Annotated in this window: 17 protein-coding genes; 11 read left to right on the top strand and 6 right to left on the bottom strand. The window is 76.0% G+C overall.

All coding sequences use genetic code 11. From position 1 onward, the window contains the following. Positions 1-129: 129 nt before the first annotated feature. A complete protein-coding gene (locus EV374_RS09295; protein WP_486485651.1) occupies positions 130-1,293 on the top strand; it encodes a GNAT family N-acetyltransferase in 1,164 nt (387 codons plus the stop codon). After that, the gene (locus tag EV374_RS09290) at positions 1,290-2,399 is read left to right on the top strand and encodes a GNAT family N-acetyltransferase (RefSeq protein WP_132233590.1); all 1,110 of its coding nucleotides are present in this window, start codon (positions 1,290-1,292) and stop codon (positions 2,397-2,399) included. Before EV374_RS09295 ends, EV374_RS09290 begins: the two co-directional genes overlap by 4 nt. A gap of 58 nt (positions 2,400-2,457) precedes the next feature. Here EV374_RS09290 and hpf read toward each other — a convergent pair whose 3' ends face one another. From hpf to mtrA, 5 genes are all read right to left on the bottom strand, one after another. Then, entirely contained in the window at positions 2,458-3,090 is a 633-nt protein-coding gene (gene hpf / locus EV374_RS09285) for a ribosome hibernation-promoting factor, HPF/YfiA family (protein WP_132233588.1), read from the bottom strand. Positions 3,091-3,339: 249 nt separating this feature from the next. Then, positions 3,340-4,044 (bottom strand): type I phosphoribosyltransferase, encoded by a 705-nt coding sequence (locus EV374_RS09280; protein ID WP_132233586.1) that lies wholly within the window; start codon positions 4,042-4,044, stop codon positions 3,340-3,342. Positions 4,045-4,049: 5 nt separating this feature from the next. Beyond that, positions 4,050-5,846, bottom strand: a complete 1,797-nt coding sequence (locus tag EV374_RS09275; RefSeq protein WP_165947730.1) for an LpqB family beta-propeller domain-containing protein — start codon at positions 5,844-5,846, stop codon at positions 4,050-4,052. Continuing rightward, entirely contained in the window at positions 5,843-7,630 is a 1,788-nt protein-coding gene (gene mtrB / locus EV374_RS09270; protein ID WP_207913966.1) for an MtrAB system histidine kinase MtrB, read from the bottom strand. Before mtrB ends, EV374_RS09275 begins: the two co-directional genes overlap by 4 nt. A gap of 12 nt (positions 7,631-7,642) precedes the next feature. Continuing rightward, a complete protein-coding gene (gene mtrA / locus EV374_RS09265; RefSeq protein WP_089001893.1) occupies positions 7,643-8,332 on the bottom strand; it encodes an MtrAB system response regulator MtrA in 690 nt (229 codons plus the stop codon). A gap of 199 nt (positions 8,333-8,531) precedes the next feature. On the opposite strand from mtrA, the gene EV374_RS09260 reads away from it, so the two are divergent. From EV374_RS09260 to EV374_RS09240, 5 genes are read left to right on the top strand one after another with little or no spacing between them, the layout of a single operon-like run. Beyond that, the gene (locus tag EV374_RS09260) at positions 8,532-9,374 is read left to right on the top strand and encodes a hypothetical protein (protein ID WP_132233584.1); all 843 of its coding nucleotides are present in this window, start codon (positions 8,532-8,534) and stop codon (positions 9,372-9,374) included. Next, on the top strand, positions 9,371-9,937 hold the full coding sequence (locus EV374_RS09255) for a DUF4129 domain-containing protein (protein ID WP_132233582.1): 567 nt from the start codon (positions 9,371-9,373) through the stop codon (positions 9,935-9,937). The genes EV374_RS09260 and EV374_RS09255 overlap by 4 nt, the downstream gene beginning before the upstream one ends. Then, positions 9,934-11,448, top strand: coding sequence for a DUF4350 domain-containing protein (locus EV374_RS09250; protein WP_486485650.1), 1,515 nt, complete (start codon positions 9,934-9,936; stop codon positions 11,446-11,448). Before EV374_RS09255 ends, EV374_RS09250 begins: the two co-directional genes overlap by 4 nt. Continuing rightward, positions 11,445-12,437 (top strand): AAA family ATPase, encoded by a 993-nt coding sequence (locus tag EV374_RS09245; protein ID WP_207913964.1) that lies wholly within the window; start codon positions 11,445-11,447, stop codon positions 12,435-12,437. The genes EV374_RS09250 and EV374_RS09245 overlap by 4 nt, the downstream gene beginning before the upstream one ends. Continuing rightward, positions 12,434-13,744, top strand: a complete 1,311-nt coding sequence (locus tag EV374_RS09240) for a DUF58 domain-containing protein (RefSeq protein WP_132233580.1) — start codon at positions 12,434-12,436, stop codon at positions 13,742-13,744. The genes EV374_RS09245 and EV374_RS09240 overlap by 4 nt, the downstream gene beginning before the upstream one ends. On the opposite strand, the gene EV374_RS09235 is transcribed toward EV374_RS09240, so the two are convergent. Then, the gene (locus EV374_RS09235) at positions 13,711-14,721 is read right to left on the bottom strand and encodes a stage II sporulation protein M (protein WP_486485649.1); all 1,011 of its coding nucleotides are present in this window, start codon (positions 14,719-14,721) and stop codon (positions 13,711-13,713) included. The two genes, EV374_RS09240 and EV374_RS09235, sit on opposite strands and share 34 nt — an antisense overlap. A gap of 33 nt (positions 14,722-14,754) precedes the next feature. Here EV374_RS09235 and EV374_RS09230 point away from each other — a divergent pair, with 33 nt between their 5' ends. From EV374_RS09230 to EV374_RS32450, 4 genes are all read left to right on the top strand, one after another. After that, entirely contained in the window at positions 14,755-15,879 is a 1,125-nt protein-coding gene (locus EV374_RS09230) for an RDD family protein (RefSeq protein WP_486485648.1), read from the top strand. 118 nt (positions 15,880-15,997) lie between these two features. Beyond that, positions 15,998-16,444 (top strand): hypothetical protein, encoded by a 447-nt coding sequence (locus EV374_RS09225; protein WP_132233578.1) that lies wholly within the window; start codon positions 15,998-16,000, stop codon positions 16,442-16,444. Next, positions 16,441-17,313, top strand: a complete 873-nt coding sequence (locus EV374_RS09220) for a tetratricopeptide repeat protein (protein WP_132233576.1) — start codon at positions 16,441-16,443, stop codon at positions 17,311-17,313. Before EV374_RS09225 ends, EV374_RS09220 begins: the two co-directional genes overlap by 4 nt. Further along, positions 17,301-17,468: a hypothetical protein gene (locus EV374_RS32450; protein WP_165947727.1), complete on the top strand. Its 168-nt coding sequence runs from the start codon at positions 17,301-17,303 to the stop codon at positions 17,466-17,468. Before EV374_RS09220 ends, EV374_RS32450 begins: the two co-directional genes overlap by 13 nt. Positions 17,469-17,524 lie beyond the last annotated feature (56 nt).

The following is a 17,524-nucleotide window of genomic DNA, read 5'->3' as shown; positions in this document are numbered from 1 at the left end:
ATCGTAGGCGCTCCATCGGCGCGATGGTCACTGGTGGCGGCCCTCCGAGCCGGCGAAACCGACATAACACGCCCGACTCGCGCCGCCCCGCCGAAATCCGGTTACGCCGTCCGCGAACGGTCCGGCACGATGGCTCGGGTGGAACCTGTCGAGATCACCGAGGACGGCCTGTTGCTGCGACCCTGGCGGGCGACCGACGCCGACGCGGTGCACCGGGCGTGCCAGGACCCGGACATCCAGCGCTGGACCACCGTACCGCGCCCGTACCTGCCCGAACACGCGCACCGGTTCGTGACCGAGGTGGCCCCGGCCGACTGGGCGAAGGGCACCGGGGCGCCGTTCGCGGTCTGCGACGCCGCCACCGGCGAGCTGCTCGCCTCCTGCGGGCTCGTCTCGATCGACGCCGGCCTGCGCTCCGGCGAGATCGGCTACTGGACCGCGCCCTGGGCCCGGGGCGCGGGCGTGGCCGTCCGGGCCGCCCGGGCCGTCGCCCGCTGGGCGTTCGACGCGCTGGAGCTGCGCCGGTTGATCTGGCAGGCCGAGGTGGGCAACCACGCCTCCCGTCTGGTCGCGCTCCGGGCGGGCTTCCGCGTCGAGGGCCGGCTGCGGCTCGCCGACCCCGCCCCGGGCGGCAGCGCGGAGGGCTGGATCGGCTCCCTGCTCCCCGGCGAGGTGCCCGCCCCCGGGGATACCGGTCCGGCCGGGCCGGGCACCCTGGACGCCCGTCGCGCCGCCGTCTTCGGCCGGCCCCAGCCCGTCGTCTTCGCCACCGCCGGCGCCACCGAGCTGCGGCTGCGCCCCATGGAGGAGCGCGACCTGGACGCGGTCGTCGACACCTGCCGCGACCCGGAGAGCATCCGGTGGACCACAGTGCCCGACCCGTACGAGCGGGCGGATGCCGAGTGGTACCTGGACCACGCCCGGAGTGCCTGGGCCGGCGGCAGCAGCGCCTGCTTCGTGGTCGCCGACGCCGACGACCGGTACGCCGGCACCATCGACCTGCGGCTCTCCCCCGCCGACCCGCTGCTGGCCGACGTCGGCTTCATGACCGCCCCCGCGGCCCGGGGCCGCGGCTTCATGCCGGCCGCGCTGACCGCGCTCAGCGCCTGGGGCTTCACCACGCTGGGCCTGGCCCGGGTCGAGTGGAAGGCCAACGTCGGTAACACCGCCTCCCGCCGGGTCGCCGAGAAGGCCGGCTTCGCGGTCGAGGGCACCGCCCGGGGCGGGCTCACCCACCGGGGCCAGCGGGTGGACGCCTGGGTCGGCGCGCTGCTCGCCGGGGACCTGACGTGACGCCCGAGGTGATCGAGGCCGACGGGGTGCGGCTGCGGCAGTTCCGCCCCGCCGACGTCGCCGACCTGGCCGCCGGCTGCGGCGACCCGGTCAACCTGCGGTTCAACCCCGGCATGCCGCAGCCGTACACCGAGGCCGACGCCCGCTGGTGGATCACCGAGGGCGCCCCGGCGGCCTGGGCCACCGGTGGGGCCGCGTACGCCATCGCCGACCGGACCACCGACCGGCTGGTCGGCGGCGCGGGCATCGGCCAGGTCGTGCCGCCGCGCCGGCAGGCGGAGGTGGGCTACTGGGTCGCGCCGTGGGCGCGGCGGCGCGGGATCGCCAGCGCCGCGACGCGGGCCCTGGCCGACTCCGCGCTGCGCCACGGTCTCGACCGGCTGGAGCTGATGACCCACGCCGAGAATCCGGCCAGCCAGCGGGTGGCGCTCGCCGCCGGCTTCACCCACGAGGGGGTACGCCGGTCGGCCGGCCAGCTACGCGGCGGCGGCCGGACGGACCTGCTCGCGTGGGTACGCCTCGCCGACGACCCGCCCGGTCCCACCTCCCGGCTCCTGCCGGACCTGCCCGACGGCCGGCTCACCGACGGCGTGGTGACCCTACGCCGGCTCGGCCCGGACGACGTCGACGTGATGTACCGCCTGCACACGCGGCCGGAGGTGGTGGCGAACCAGGCTCCGCCGGTGCCGCCGACCCGGGCGGCCGTCGAGCGGCGTTGCCTGCTGGCCGAGAGCGCATGGCTCACCGGCAGCATCGCCCGGCTGCTGATCGTCGACGCGGTCACCGGCGAGCCGGCGGGAAGTTGCGGGCTCAGCCTCTCCGACCCGGCGGCCGGCGAGGGCTCGGTCGGCTACGCGCTGCTGCCCGACCAGCGGGGCCGGGGGCTGGCCACCAGGGCGGTGCGGCTCCTGGCCGGCTGGGCGTTCGGCCCGGCCGGGATCGCCCGGCTGGTCGCCGGCACCGTGCCCGACAACACCGCCTCGCACGGGGTGCTGGAGCGGGTGGGATTCCGCCGGGAGGGCCTGCTGCTCGGGCGGCTGCCGGGACTGGCCGGCAGCCGCATCGACGACCTGCTCTTCGGGCTGCTCCCCGACGAACTCCGCTGACCCGCCCGCCCTCGGCGGCCGTGGTGGCGGGTGGGCCGCCACCACGGCGCCGGAGGGGTCAGACGGCGAGGGAGATGATTCCGTAGTCGTAGGCGTGCCGCCGGTAGACGACGCTCGGGCGGCCGGACTCCTTGTCCTGGAACAGGTAGAAGTCGTGGCCGACGAGTTCCATCTGGAACAGGGCGTCGTCGACGGTCATCGGCTCGGCGGGGTGCACCTTCTCCCGCGCGATGTGCCAGGGCTGGTCGTGTTCCTCCTCCTCGACCCGTTCGGCGACGGCGGTGGCCGTCCCGACGCCGTCGGGGGACGCGCCCAGCGGCGCGTCGAGGCCGGCCACCGGCAGACCGGCGGTGGCGGCGGCGACGGAGAGCGGCGCGTGCCGGCCCCGGTGGACGCGACGGCGGTCGGCCGCCCGGCGCAACCGGGTGTCCAGCTTGGCGATGGCCGCGTCGAGCGCGCTGTAGAAGTCGTTCGTGCAGGCCTCCGCCCGGATCACCGGGCCACGGGAAACGCAGGTGATTTCGACGCGCTGGCAGTGGTCGGCCTGGCGCGGATTGCGCTCGTGGAACAGCTCCACATCGACACGAATAAGTTTATGGTCGTAGCGTTCGATCTTCGCGAGTTTCTCCGCCACGTGCACCCGGTAATGATCCGGCACTTCGACGTTACGGCCCTTGACCACGATGTCCATGTGACCTCCCTAGTTCGGACGGTCGTTCGTTCCGGCATCCGGTCGCGCGCCCTGGGGGAGGGCCCCACTCGGCGTCGACCGGTCAGTGCGGCTACGCCTCCTTTCACCACCAGGGGCGGATGGAAACACCTCCTACCCCCGACACGAAAACGCTAACTCCTGTTCGCCCGACAGTCACCCCCGGTCGCCGGGACGGCCAACAATTTTTCGCAGCTCATACACCAACGGGTGAAACGGAAACACGCACCGTCACAAAGTGCGCCGTCGCTCGGTCGCGGCGAGCACCGCGGCGACCGTCGGTGACAGTCCGCTCGCGGTCAGCGCCCGCCCCACCGCCGCGAGGGTGGACCCGGTGGTCAGGATGTCGTCGAGCACCACCACCGCCGCCCCGTCGGGCGCGGACGGGACCCGCGGGCGGACCCGGAAGGCCGCCTCGGCCGCCGCCGCCCTGCCGGCGCTGTCCAGCGTCACCGAGTCGGGGCGGGGCAGGGCCCGCAGCGGCCGCCGCACCCGCACCGGCCAGCCCGCCCGGCGCAGCCGGTCCGCACAGTGCCGGGTCAGCCGGCCGAGGTGGTCGCCGTACCGGGCGCGGGCCGCCGCCGCGGTGTCCGGCACCGGCACCAGCGTCACCGGGCGGACCCCGTCCACCGCCGCCGCCACGACCTCGGCGAGCAGCGCCCCCAGCGGCCGGGCCAGCCCGTGCCGGCCGTGGTCCTTGTACGCCAGCAGCGCCTCCCGCAGCGGGCCCGCGTACGGGCCGAGGGCGACGCAGGGCGGCAGGTCGGGCGGGGCGGGAGTGGGTCGTACGGCCCGGGGGCGCAGCGCGCCGAGCGCCGCCACGCACTCCGGGCAGACGCCGTGCCGAAGCCCCGACCGGCGCTCGCGGCAACCGGCGCACTCCACGGGCAGCACCAGGTCGGTGAGGTCCGCCCAGAGCCCGCCGAGATCCCGCACGGAGATCAGTAGAGGAAGAAGGGGGCGGTCGGGTTGCCGGCGCGCGCCCCGGCCGAGGGCGGCGCGACCTCCTGCACCTGCTGCGGCTGGATCCGCTCGAACGGGCCGCTGCGGTACGCCACCCCGTTCGCCTCGTACATCGCGGCGCCGAGGCGGCCCACCGCGTTCGCCGGGTACGCGGCGAGGTGCGTCACCCGGGCACCGATCTTGTCCTCCAGCCGGCTCTCCCGGGCGCCGTCCACGCTGACCTCGTAGACCGCGGGGCGGCCGACCGCGCCCGCGAGGACGAGGGTGTTCTCGCCGTACCAGTCGACGGCCGACAGGCTGGTCAGCCGGGTGTGCAGCCGACGGGCCGGGCCGGGGGTCGCCCCCGCGCCGTCGGGGCTGAGGGCGGCGACGTAGAGCGTGCCGCCGGCGATGACGGCGATCCGGTGCCCGTCCAGCGAGGCCGCCACGGCGGTCACCGGCCCGGGTACGCCCAGCGGCACGGCGGTGAGCTGCGCCTGGGCGTCGAAGCGGTAGAGGCTCCCGTCGGCGACCACGAGCCCTGCCGGCTGCCCCCGGTACGTGGAGCGCAGCCATACCGGCCGGCCCATGGCGGCATAGCCCTTGGCGCTGCGGGTGAAGGTGGCCACCGGGTCGGTGCCGGTGCCGACGGAGAGCCACTGACGGTTGGCGTCGGAGACCACCAGCGCCGCCAGGATCTGGTTGTCGGCGCGGCTGAGCCCGGCGGAGACGACGTTCCGGTTCGCCTTGGCGTCCACGGGCACCGGGCCGGTCGGCTCTCCCGGGTAGGCCAGCGGGTGGACGGCTCCCTCGTAGACGCAGAACCGCTGGAAACTCTCCGGGAGCTGGTGCACCGGGCGGTCCAGCCGGCGCCGTTCCAGGTCGGGGATGAACTCCTGGGACTGGTTGCGGATCTTGATGTCGAGCGGCCCGTCGAGGTCCGACAGCGACCAGGCGAGCTGCGTGCCGAGCTGCTCCAACCGGACCCGGTCCTCCGGCATCTCCAGGTCGACCTCCCAGCGGCCGTCCGTCCGGGTGGCGTTGTTGATCAGTCGGGTGCCGTCCGGCAGCCGGCGCACGGCCGTGCCGAGCCAGGCCGAGGGCCCGGCGGTCAGCCACTTGACCACCTCGCTGACCCGCCGCTCGTCCGGCACGGCGAGCGGCAGGTAACGCTGGTCGGGGACCAGGCGGGTGCGGTCGTTGTTCCAGAAGTAGATCGTGCGGCTCTGGTAGTACGTCTCAAGCGCCTCGACGCTGAGCAGCAGCGCGGTCGGCGGGTTCGCCACGTACAGCCCGCCGTCCGTCAGGCCGTCCTGCCCGGCCTGGCTGCGCAGCTCGAAGGTGTAGGTCGTGGTGCTCGTCTCCGGTGGGGCCAGCGTGCCGTCCGTGCGAAGTTGCCCCACCTGCTGCACGTTGAGGGTGACCTCCGTGCGGTCCGGGGCGTAGACGGGTACCGGCTCCTCGACGAGCCGGACGACGGCCAGCGTGACCTCGCTGCCCTGCTTGGTCTGGAGGCGGTCGCGGTCCGCCGGCACGATGAACTGCCGGACCCGCTGGTACGCCCCGTCCGGCTCGCCGGCCGCGGCGGAGAGGAAGTTCTGGACGAACTGCTCGGCGTCGGTGCCGGCCGCGCTGCGGCTCGGGGGCTCGCCCCGGCTGCCGCTGGTCGAGGCGCCTTCCGCCGCCGGCCCCGGCCCGTCCACCCGGACCTCGGTGTTCTCCGGGATGCCGCAGCCGACCACGCCGCCCAACAGCAGCGCGCCGCCGAGCATGCCTGCGAGCCACCGACGCCTCACGACCCCACCTCCGCGTGCCCCCCGGTGCCCGGCCGCCGCGGACCGACGGCCAGCGCGCCGTCGGTGCCGGGGCCGATCGTGAGCGCGCCCCCGGTGCCGGGGCCGATGGCCAGCAGCCCGCCCGCCCGGGGCCCGCCGAAGGGCAGCGTGGCGTCGGCCGGGACCAGCCGCAGCGGCGAGGTGGTCAGCCGGTCGCCGGCGCGCGACGGCAGGGTGAGCCGGAACTGGGCGCCCTGTCCGGGCGCGCCCCACGCCTCCAGCCAGCCGCCGTGCAGCCGGGCGTCCTCCAGGCTGATCGACAGGCCGAGCCCGGTGCCGCCGGTCTGCCGGGCCCGGGACGGGTCGGCCCGCCAGAAGCGGTTGAACACCAGCTTCTCCTCGCCCGGCTTGAGCCCCACCCCGTGGTCGCGGACGGTGATCGCCACCGCCGTGTCGTCCACCCCGAGCGTGATCAGCACCGGCTTGGCCTCGCCGTGCTCGACGGCGTTGCCGACCAGGTTGCGCAGCACCCGCTCCACCCGCCGGGGGTCCACCTCGGCGATCACCGGGGTGCCGGGGACGTCCAGCTCGATGGCCACCCCGACGCGCTCGGCGAGGCCCGCCAGCCGGTCGGCCACCCGGTGCACGACCGGCACCAGGTCGGTCGGCTCCGAGTCGAGCATGGCGAAGCCGGCGTCGAAGCGGCTGATCTCCAGCAGGTCGGTGAGCAGCTCCTCGAAGCGGTCCAGCTCGGCCTGGAGCAGCTCGGCGCTGCGGGCCACCGCCGGGTCGAACTCGTCCCGCTCGGCGAAGATCAGGTCGGCGGCCATCCGGACCGTGGTCAGCGGCGTGCGCAGCTCGTGCGAGACGTCGGAGGTGAAGCGGCGTTGCAGCCGGGACATCTCCTCCAGCCGCAGGATCTGCCGTTGCAGGTTGGTCGCCATCTGGTTGAACGACGCCGCCAGCAGGGCGAGGTCGTCCTCGCCGTTGACCACCATCCGCTGGTCGAGCAGGCCGGCGGAGAGCCGCTGGGCCGTGCGGGCGGCCACCCGTACCGGGGTCACCACCAGCCGGGTGACCAGGCCGGCGAGCAGGGCGAGCAGGAGCACCAGGGCCGCTCCGGTGGCGGCCACGGTGCCCCGTACGTCGGCGGCCGTGGCGTCCTGCCGGGCCAGCGGCACGAGGTAGTAGAGCTCCACCTGGCCGAACCGGGTGGGCACCGGCGAGCCGTAGACCAGGTATTTCGTGCGCTCCTCGCCGAGGCGCCCGGTGCGGATCTGACTGGCGACCTTGCCCCCGGCGACGGTCTCGCGCAGCTCCCGGCTGATCAGCGGGCGGACGTTGACCGCGGGCGAGGACCGGGGCTGGATGGCCCCGGTGTGGTTGTCGGCGGTGAGCGCCACGATGACGCCGGTGGTCTGCTGCGGGTCACCGCCGGCCAGGTAGTTGACCGTGCCGTCGATGGTCTCCTGGAGCTGCCCCTCCTGCGGCTGGTTGTAGAGGCCGAACTGCTTCGCCGCGTAGTCCGCGCCGCTGCCCAGCCGTAGCCGCACGTCGGTCTCGACGTTCTCCACCAGGATGCCGGTGATCTTGTCGGCGATCAGGTAGGCGAAGCCGCCCACCAGCAGGCTGGACGCGACCAGTGTGATGGTCACCACCCGAAGCTGGAGCGACCGCCGCCAGGCCTGGCGCAGCCCGGCGAGCAGGCGCGCGGCCCGGCCGCTCACGCCACGCCACAGCTCCCGCGCGGCGACACGCCGGCGCGGAGCTGCCGTCGGGGGGTCCGGAATCGGGGAGGTGGCCACAGTGTGACCAGGCTATCCGGTGCCCGCCTTGTAGCCCACGCCCCGCACGGTGAGGATGATTTCCGGCCGCTCCGGATCCGGTTCGATCTTGGCCCGCAGCCGCTGCACGTGCACGTTGACCAGCCGCGTGTCCGCCGCGTGCCGGTAGCCCCAGACCTGCTCCAGCAGCACCTCGCGGGTGAAGACCTGGCGCGGCTTGCGGGCGAGCGCGACCAGCAGGTCGAACTCCAGCGGCGTCAGCTTCACCTCCTCGCCGTTGCGGCTGACGGTGTGCGCCGGCACGTCGATGGTGATCTGGTTGCCGGGCGGCCCGATGGTCAGCATCTCCGGGGCGACGTCCTCGCCCCGGCGCAGCCGCGCCCGCATCCGGGCGACCAGCTCCTTGGGCTTGAACGGCTTGACCACGTAGTCGTCGGCGCCGGACTCCAGGCCGAGCACCACGTCGACGGTGTCGCTCTTGGCGGTCAGCATGACGATCGGCACGCCCGACTCGGCCCGGATCGACCGCGCCACGTCGATGCCGCTCATGCCGGGGAGCATGAGGTCGAGCAGGACGATGTCGGGGCGGTTCTCGCGGAACGCGGCCAGCGCCCGCTCCCCGTCGGCGACGAACGAGGGCAGGAATCCCTCGCTGCGCAGGACGATGCCGAGCATCTCGGCGAGCGCGGGGTCGTCGTCGACCACCAGTACCCGGGCTCTCATGGGGTTAATGTTTCCATCCCCTTCAGTTCGGTGGGATCCCCGTCACCCGGCACGGTACTGCCGTGGGCCGTCGCCGCCCAGCAACAGGTGCCTGGCGTCGCCGCCCCGACGTGCGGGTCCACCCGATCGGAACGGGCGTGTCACCATGATCCCCGCGCGCGCCGTCACGCGCCACCGCCGCCCGTCCCCAGGAGTACGCGTGCCCGACGCCGGCCCGACCGCCGTGCTCCCGCGCCGCCCCCTCACGGTCGGCGAACTGCTGGACTCCGCGGTCCTGCTGCTGCGGGGCCAGGCCCGGGTGCTGGTGCCGGTCGCCCTCGTACTGGCCGTGGCCGAGCAACTCCTGCTGCACCCGCTGCGGCTCGCCGCCGGCACGGCGCCACCCGCCTGGCTGCCGGAGTTCGGGCGGTTCGGCGCGTACTGGCTGCTGCTGGCGGTGGGGGCGGCGACCGAGGCGGTGATCGTCCTGCTGCTCGGAAATCCGGCCGCCCGGGCCGCCGGGGCCGCCCTGTTCGGTCGCGCGCCGGGCGCCCGGGAACTGCTCCGCCCGACCGGCGCGCGCTGGGGTGCCACCGTGCTGCTCGCCGTCCTCGTCGGCGTCGTGATGTGCGGGGTGGCGCTGTTCGGGCCGGCGTGGATCGTCGGGTTCGCCCTGCTCGGCGCCGTGGCGCCGGCGCTGGTCGTCGACCGGGTGCATCCGATGCGCGCCCCGCTGCGCGCCGCCGCCCTGGCCGTCCGCGGCGCCGGCCGGGCCGGCTGGATCCGGCTGCTCGGCTACCTCGTGTGGTGGATCGTCCGCGTCGGCCTCGGCGTCGGCGTCTACGTCGGGCTGGACTCGTTCGACCTCGTCGACCGCGCCTGGGCCGGGTGGCTGTCGCTGGCCGTCTGGGCGGGCGTGAACAGCGTCGCCTACCCGGCCCTGGCCTGCCTGGACGCGGTGCTGCACCTGGAGACCCGGATGCGTACCGAGGGGCTGGACATCCGGCTCTCCCGGGCCCGGGCGGGCACGCCGGAGACCGTCCTGCTGGCGGCCGGGCGATGAGCCTCAGCCGGTGGTGGACCGAGACCACGGCGGCGCTCGGCGACCGGGTGCCGCTGTCCCTGGTCGCCCTGCTGCTGGTGCTCGCCGCGGTGCTGGTCGCGGTCGGCTGGTACACGTTCCCGGCCTGGGTTCCCCGGCGGTTGCCCCGGCTGCGTCGACGCCGCCGGGAGACCGCGCCGCCGGCCGCCCCGCCGCCGGTCGTCCCCGCTCCCCGCGAGCCCGAGCTGCCGGCCGCCGCGTACGTCTCCCTCGCGGACCGGCTCGCCGCCGAGGGCCGGTACGCCGAAGCCGTCCGGGAGCGGCTGCGCGCGATGGTCCGGGAGCTGACCGCCCGGCGCGTGGTGCAGCCGCAGCCCGGCATGACCGTCGCCGAACTGGTGCGGGCCGCGACGGACACCCGGCCCCAGGTGGGTCCACCGCTGAGCGCCGCCAGCGCGATCTTCTCCGAGCTCTGGTACGGCCAGCGCCCCGCCTCCGCCGAGCACGACCACCGGATGCGGGAGCACGCCGCCGACCTGGACCGGCTGCTGACCGGGCGACCCGAGGACGGGCCACGACCATGAGCGCACAGGCCACCGCCGTACCACCGGCGCCCCGCGCGGACGTCGCCCCCCGGCGTCGGCGCCGCCGGCACCGGCTGCTGATCCCGCTGGGTCTGGCCGCGGCGCTGCTGGCCACCACCCTGATCACCCACGCGGTCGACCAGCCCGACCCCGGCGAGCAGGGCTTCCTCTCCCCGGTCGCGACGGGGGACGACGGCGGCAGCCGGCTCGCCGACGCGCTGCGCGGGCAGGGCGTGACCGTGCAGCGGGAGACGGACACGCTGCGCGCCCTGCTGGCCGCGCGCGGTGGGGCGACCACGCTCTTCGTGCCCGCGCCGGCGCTGCTGCACCCGGACACGGTCGGCGCGTTGGACTCGCTGCCCTCGACCACCAGGCTGGTGCTGGTGGATCCGTCGCGACGGGTGCTGGAGGCGGTCAGGCTGCTGCCGGTGCAACCGGCCGGTCGACGGTGGGCCGCGCAGGCGGTGGGGCCCGACGCGCGGGGCCTGCCCTGCCCGCTGCCCGAGCTGCGGCAGCTCGGGCGCGTGGCGGTCGGGCTGCAACGCTACGCGCTCGCCCCGGGCGCGTCGGCGCCCGTCCGGTTCTGCTTCGCCGACGGGCTCGCCCTGCTGCCCCGGGTCCCCGAGAGCACCGTGGCGGTGGGCGCCAGCGATCCGTTCCGCAACGACCGGATCGACGAGTGGGACAACCGGGCGTTCGCCACCGCGCTGCTCGGCGGGACCGGCCGGGTGGTGTGGCTCGACCTGGACGGCCCCGAACCCCCGCCGGTCTTCGGCGACGGCAGCAGCGGCAGCCCGGCCTGGTCGCCGACGCCGGGCGGCTCCACCGGGTACGGCGGGCCGGGCACCGGCACCGGCGACGGCACCGGCGACGGGCGGCCCGGCGGCCCGGCGGACCCGGGCGGGGAGACCGACGACGACAGCGAGGACCGGGCCGACAGGCCCGACCCGCCGAACCCGCTCTGGTCCGCCTTCCCCGCCTGGCTGTGGGCGTTGCTGGCCCAGCTCGCCCTTGCCGCCCTGCTGGCGGCGCTCTGGCGGGCCCGCCGGCTCGGCCCGCCGGCGGTGGAGCCGCTGCCGGTCACGGTCCGCTCGGCGGAGACGGTGCTCGGCCGGGCGCGGCTCTACGAGAAGGCGGGTGCCCGGGACGCGGCCGCGCGGACGCTGCGGAGCGCCGCCCTGGATCGCCTGACGCCCCGGCTGCACCTGCCGCCGACCGCGCCGCCGGCCGACGTGGCCGCCGCCGTCGCCGCCCGCACCGGCGACGACCCCCGGTGGACCGACGAGGTGCTGCACGGCGCGGGGCCCGAGACCGATCAGGACCTGCTGGACCTGGCCCGCGCGCTGGACCGGCTGACCCGCGTCGCCGCCCCGCACGCCACCGACGGACCGCCCCCACCCGCCGAGGCGCCGCCACCGGCCGCCGACGGGCCGCCCCCGCCAGCCGTGGGGCCTCCTCCGCCAGCCGCACCGCACCCGCACCCGCACAGAGCCGAAGGAGACCCCCGGTGACCCGACCCGCCGGTACCGCCGAGCCGCCGACCATCGACCCCGTCGACCCCCGCGCCGCCCTGCACCGGCTGCGCGCCGAGGTCGCCAAGGCGGTCGTCGGGCAGGACGCGGTCGTCACCGGCCTGGTCATCGCCCTGCTCTGCCGTGGGCACGTGCTGCTGGAGGGCGTACCGGGCGTGGCCAAGACCCTGCTGATCCGCACCGTGGCCACCGCCCTCGACCTGGGGTCCAAGCGGGTGCAGTTCACTCCCGACCTGATGCCGGGCGACGTCACCGGCTCGCTGATCTTCGACCCGCGCACCGCCGCCTTCACCTTCCGCGAGGGGCCGGTCTTCACCAACCTGCTGCTCGCCGACGAGATCAACCGGACGCCGCCGAAGACCCAGTCGGCACTGCTGGAGGTGATGGAGGAGCGGCAGGTCTCGGTGGAGGGCGAACGGCGACCGCTGCCCGACCCGTTCATCGTCGCCGCCACCCAGAATCCGATCGAGTACGAGGGCACCTACCCGCTGCCGGAGGCGCAGCTCGACCGGTTCCTGCTCAAGCTCACCGTGCCGCTGCCCAACCGGGACGAGGAGCTGGGCGTGCTCCGCGCGCACCACGCCGGCTTCGACCCGCGCGACCTGACCGCCGCCGGCGTACGGCCGGTGGCCGACGCGGCCGACCTGGCTGCGGCCCGGGCGGCGGTCGGCCGGGTGCACGTGGCCGAGCCGCTCTTCGGCTACGTCGTCGACCTCTGCCGGGCCACCCGCAACACCCCGGCGCTGGAGCTGGGCGCCTCGCCCCGGGGCGCCACCGCGCTGCTCAACACGGCCAAGGCGTGGGCCTGGCTGGCCGGCCGCGACCACGTCGTACCGGACGACGTGAAGGCGGTCGCCCGGCCGACGCTGCGGCACCGGCTGCGGCTGCGCCCCGAGGTGGAGCTGGAGGGCGTCGGCGTGGACCAGGTGCTGGACACGGTGCTCGCCACCGTGCCGACGCCGCGATGACCTGGCGGGCGGCGCTCCTGCTGGCGGTCGGCGCGCTGACCCTGCCGGCCTGGCCGTCGCCGTTCGCCGGGCTGCTGGTGATGACCGGGGCGGTACTGCTGCTGGTGCTGCTCGACCGGGCGCTGGCCGCGCCGCCGGGCGCGCTCACGGCCGCCCGGCAGGGGGACCGCGCGGTCCGCCTCGGCGGCACCGCCACCGTCGCGCTGCTGCTGCACAACCCCTCCGGCCGTACGCTGCGGGCGCGCGTCCGCGACGCCTGGGTGCCCTCCGCCGGCGCCCGCCCCGACGTGCCGCCGGGACAGCTCGTGCACGTCGAGCCGGGCGCGACGGTGGCGCTGCCCAGCCGGCTGACCCCGCTGCGGCGCGGCGACCGGCCGGCGGTGGCGCTGACCGTGCGCTCGTTCGGACCGCTGGGGCTCGGGTTCCGGCAGCGCTCCGGGCGGCCGGCGACCCCGCCGTGGACGCTGCGCGTGCTGCCCCGCTTCGACTCCCGCCGGCACCTGCCGGAGAAGCTGTCCCGGCTGCGGGTCATCGACGGCACCCAGGTGAGCCGGGGGCGGGGCCAGGGCACCGAGTTCGACACCCTCCGCGAGTACGTGGTCGGCGACGACGTGCGCTCGATCGACTGGCGGGCGAGTGCGCGCCGCGCCGACGTGCTGGTGCGCACGTGGCGGCCGGAGCGGGACCGCCGGCTGCTGTGCGTGCTGGACACCGGGCGGACGTCGGCGGTGCGGGTCGGCGACGAACCCCGGCTGGACACCGCGATCGACGCCGCGCTGCTGCTCACCGCCCTCGCCGCCCGCGCCGGCGACCGGGTCGACCTGCTCGCGGCCGACGCGGCGGTACGGGCCACGGTCACCGGCACCGGCGGCCCGGCCCTGCTCTCCCGGGTGGTGCACGCCCTCGCCCCGCTCCAGCCGACGCTGGTGGAGACGGACTTCGACCTGATCGCGGGCGAGCTGCTGCGCCGGCAGCGCCAGCGCAGCCTGGTGGTGCTCTTCACCGCGTTGGAGGCCGGCGCTCTCGGCGAGGGGCTGCTGCCGGTGCTCCCCCGGCTGGCCGCCCGGCACAAGGTGGTGATCGCGGCGACGCACGACCCGGTGCTGACCGCCCTCACCACCACCGTCCCGCAGCGCCCGGCGGACGCCTACGCCGCAGCGGCGGCCTGGCGTGCGCTAGCCGAACGCGACCGGGTGCGGGTGGCTCTGGCCCGCCACGGCGTGACGGTGGTGGACGCCCCGGCCGGCCGCCTGGCCCCCACCCTGGCCGACACCTACCTCCGCCTGAAGTCCCTGGGCCACCTCTGACCCGCGTTCGGCGGCACCCCACCGGCAGGCCCCGGGTGGGTGGCGCGGCGGCCGAGGAGCACCACGTACGCCAGGAAGGCGAGCCAGACGGCGGCGCCCACGGCCACGCGGAGCGGAATGGGCACGGGGGCGGGGGTCACGAACGCCTCGATGACGGCGGAGACCGCGAAGAGCCCCACCAGCCCGACGGCGACCAGCACGCCCTCGCGTCCCGCCTGGGCCACCGACTGCCCCCGGGTGAGCTGCGTGGGCGGAGCGATCCACGCCCACCCGATGCGCAGGCCCACCCCGGCGGCCACGAAGACGCCGGTGAGTTCCAGCAGCCCGTGCGGGGTGATCAGGCCGAAGAAGACGTCCGCGCGGCCGTAGGCGACCATCACCCCGCCGACCACGCCGATGTTGAGCGCGTTCTGCCAGAGCAGGTAGAGCACCGGGACGATCAGCACCCCGGCGGCGAGGCACTGGGCGGCGAGCCAGGCGTTGTGCGTCCACAGGTGGAAGGCGAACGTCGGCGCGGAGAACTCGGTGTAGTAGCCGGCGAAGCCGGACTCGACCAGGTCGGCGGCCGCCGCCTCGCCGATGAAGGCCGCCGCCGTCTGCGGATTGCCCGCGACGAACCAGATGAGAAAGAGGCTGAGCAGGCTGAACCCGGTCGCCACCCCGCACCACCAGGGCCAGGCGCGGTAGACCGCGGCGGGGAAGCCGGCCACGAAGAACCGCCCGACCGCCGCCCACGACGGGCGCGGGCGCCCGGTGAGCCGGGCCCGGGCGCGCAGCACCACCTGGGAGAGCTGGCTGACCAACGCCGGGTCGGGTGAGCGGCTGCGCAGCACCGACAGCTGGGTGGTCGCCCGCTGGTAGAGGGCGACCAACTCGTCGACCTCGGCGGCGTCGAGCCGGCCGCGCCCGGAGAGTTCCTCCAGCCGTCGCCACTGCCCGCCGTGTTCCGCGACGTACGCGTCGAGATCCACCGTCACCCCCGTCCGGCGATCATAGTGTTCACTGTCGGGGTGAGAGCACAACCGCGACCCGCCCCGTGGGGTGACGCCGGGCTGGTCAGCGGGGAGGCCGTGGAGCTGGACGTCCGGGCCGCCCGGATCGGTTCCCGGGTGCTCGCGCTGCTGCTCGACGTCCTGGCGCAGGCGGCCCTCATGCTGGTGCTGTCCATGAGCGTCGGCGTCGCGCTGCTCAACCTGCCGGAAGGGCTGGTCGACGGCGCCCTGGCCGGCGGGATCGCCACGGTGGGCCTGATCCTGGTGCTGGTCGGCTACCCGGTGCTGTGCGAGCGGTTCAACCACGGTCGCACGCTGGGCAAGATGGCGGTCGGGCTGCGCGTGGTCAGCGCCGACGGCGCTCCGGTCGCCGCGCGGCAGTCGCTGATCCGGGCGCTGGTCGGCGTGGCCGTGGAGTGGCCCGGCCTGGTGCTGCCGCTGGTGAGCTGGGTGGCCGGGGTGACGGTGATGGTGACCGACCGGCGCGGGCGTCGGCTGGGCGACCTGGTGGCGGGCACGCTGGTCGTGCACACCCGCACGGCGACCGCCTGGCGGCCCGTCCCCACGGCGGTCCCCGCGCTGGCCGGTTGGGCGGGCGCGGTGGACCTGAGCCGGCTCGACGACGGCCTGGCGTTGGCCGCCCGCCAGTACCTGGCCCGCGTGCACCAGCTGGCGGAGCCGGCGCGGGGGCGGTTGGGGCACGGATTGTGGACGGAGGTCTCGGCGGTGGTCACGCCGCCCCCGCCTCCGGGCATGCCCGAGTCGGTCTACCTGGCCGCGGTCCTCGGCGAGCGGCACCGGCGGGCGAGGTACCGGCTGGGGCTCGGCCGGTCGGCCGCCGCGACGCTCTGGCCGGAGCTGACACTCCACCCACCCGCGCCACCCCGCGCGACCCCGTCCGCCGCCGGGCCCGCGGGCGTCGCCACGTCTGAAGGCGCCGCCGGACCCGACCTCACCGCCGGGCCCGCAGGCGTGGTCACCTCTGAAGGTGCCGTCGGGCCCGCGGGCGTCGTGCCGCCCGGCACGGTCCGTCCGGCGGTGCCCGTCGGGGCGCCGGCCGCCGTGCCGGTGCAGCCCCTTCCGGGGGTACGGCCGACGGCGGCACCGGCGGGTGGCGGGCCCGTGCCCGATGCCGGCACCTGACCGGCGGGCGGGGGCCGCGCACACGTCGCGACCTGGAATCCACTCCCTCCGGGAGCGCCCTCGGTCACCCGGCTGTGGCAGGATCCGGCTCGCTCGCCCCTACCGAGACGGGAACATCGTGGCCGACGATCTGTTCACCCCCACCATCGCGCCGGCGGCGTACGGGACGCGACGCCGGCCGTGGCGACCGCAGTCGCTGATCTTCCCCGCCGTCTTCGCCGGTCCGCTGGCCGCCACCGTGCTGGCCCTGGTCAACGGGCACCGGCTGGGCCTGCCCCGTCGGACGAACCTGATGGTGCTCGGCGTCGGGCTGGCCGCGCTGACGGCCCGGCTGGCGCTCACGCTCGCCTTCCTCGACGACTGGGGGGACCGTCCCGTCCGGCTGATCGCGGCGCTGGCCGGCGCCGGGGTCTGGCTCGCCGCCTCCGCCACGCAGAAACGTCCGTTCCGGGCCTACGAGCTGCGTGGCGACGAGCCGGCGTCGCTGTGGCTGCCCGGCCTCGGGGCGGTGCTCCTGTTCGGCGTCGTCGAGGCCCTGCTGTTCCTGCTGGTGGCCGCCGGATGACCGCCCCGGAGGCCCAGCTCGCCCGGGTGGCGCACCTGCTCGAGCTGAACCGCGCGGAGCAGGCCCTCGACGAGGTCGACCGGCTCCCGGCCGCGCTGGCCCTCAGCCCGGCGGCGTTCCGGCTGCGGGCGTACGCGCTGACCTCGCTGAGCCGCTGGGACGACCTGGCCGCAGTCACCCGTCGAGGCCTCGCCGAGGCCGGCCCGGACCCCGAACTGCTCGGCCGGCTCGGCGTCGCGCTGCGCCACCGCCGCGAGTACCCCGCCGCCGAGCGGGCACTGCTCGACGCGCTCGCCATCGAGCCGGAGGACCCGTGGCTGCTGTGCCAGTACGCGCAGCTCTGCTCGGCCGTGGGGCAGCTCGACAAGGCGGAACGCCTGGTCGCCCGGGCCGCCACGATCAGCCCGCAGGAGCCGGCCGTCTTCGCGTGCCGCGTCCAGCTCGCGTACGCCCGGGGGGACGACCGGGCGGCCGACCGGATCGCCAGGGAGTTCCTCGGGGCGTGGCCGGACAATCCGGCGGCGCTCGCCCTGCACGGCGCCACCTCGGCCCGGCGTGGCCGGTTGGGCACCGCGCGCCGCGCGTTCGGCCAGGCGGTGGCGCACGACCCGACCGATGCCGACTACGCCGAGGCGGCGTGGGAGGCGCAGGTGCACGCGCACCCGCTGCTGCTGCCGCTGCGTCCGCTGCACCGGCTGGGGATCTTCCGCACCTGGCTGTTCGCGGTCGGCGTCATCGTGCTGCTGAACGTCGCCGGTCTGGACGTGCTCGCCGGCCTGTTCGCCGTGGCCTGGATGCTCTTCTGCGTCTGGTCGTGGATCGCTCCGCCGCTGGTCCGCCGGATGGTGCTCGGCCGGTGGCGGTCGTGAGGGCGTTCGGGCCGTGGCTGGCCGTCCTCGCCCTGGTGCTGCTGCTCGACGCGCTGCGGCTGCGCACGCTGGCCGCCGTGGTCTCGGTGGCGTGGCTCGTCTGGTGTGTGTGGAGCTGGGTCCGCCCCGCCCGGCGCCGCTCCCGCCGGGACTGACCGCCCGGCGGCAGGCGACCGCCCGCGCTGCCGCCGGTCCGCTCGACCCGTGGCGG

The organism is Micromonospora sp. CNZ303, from assembly GCF_004345505.1.
Note: the sequence above shows the minus strand (reverse complement) of the source record. Positions and strands in the feature narration are given on the sequence as shown.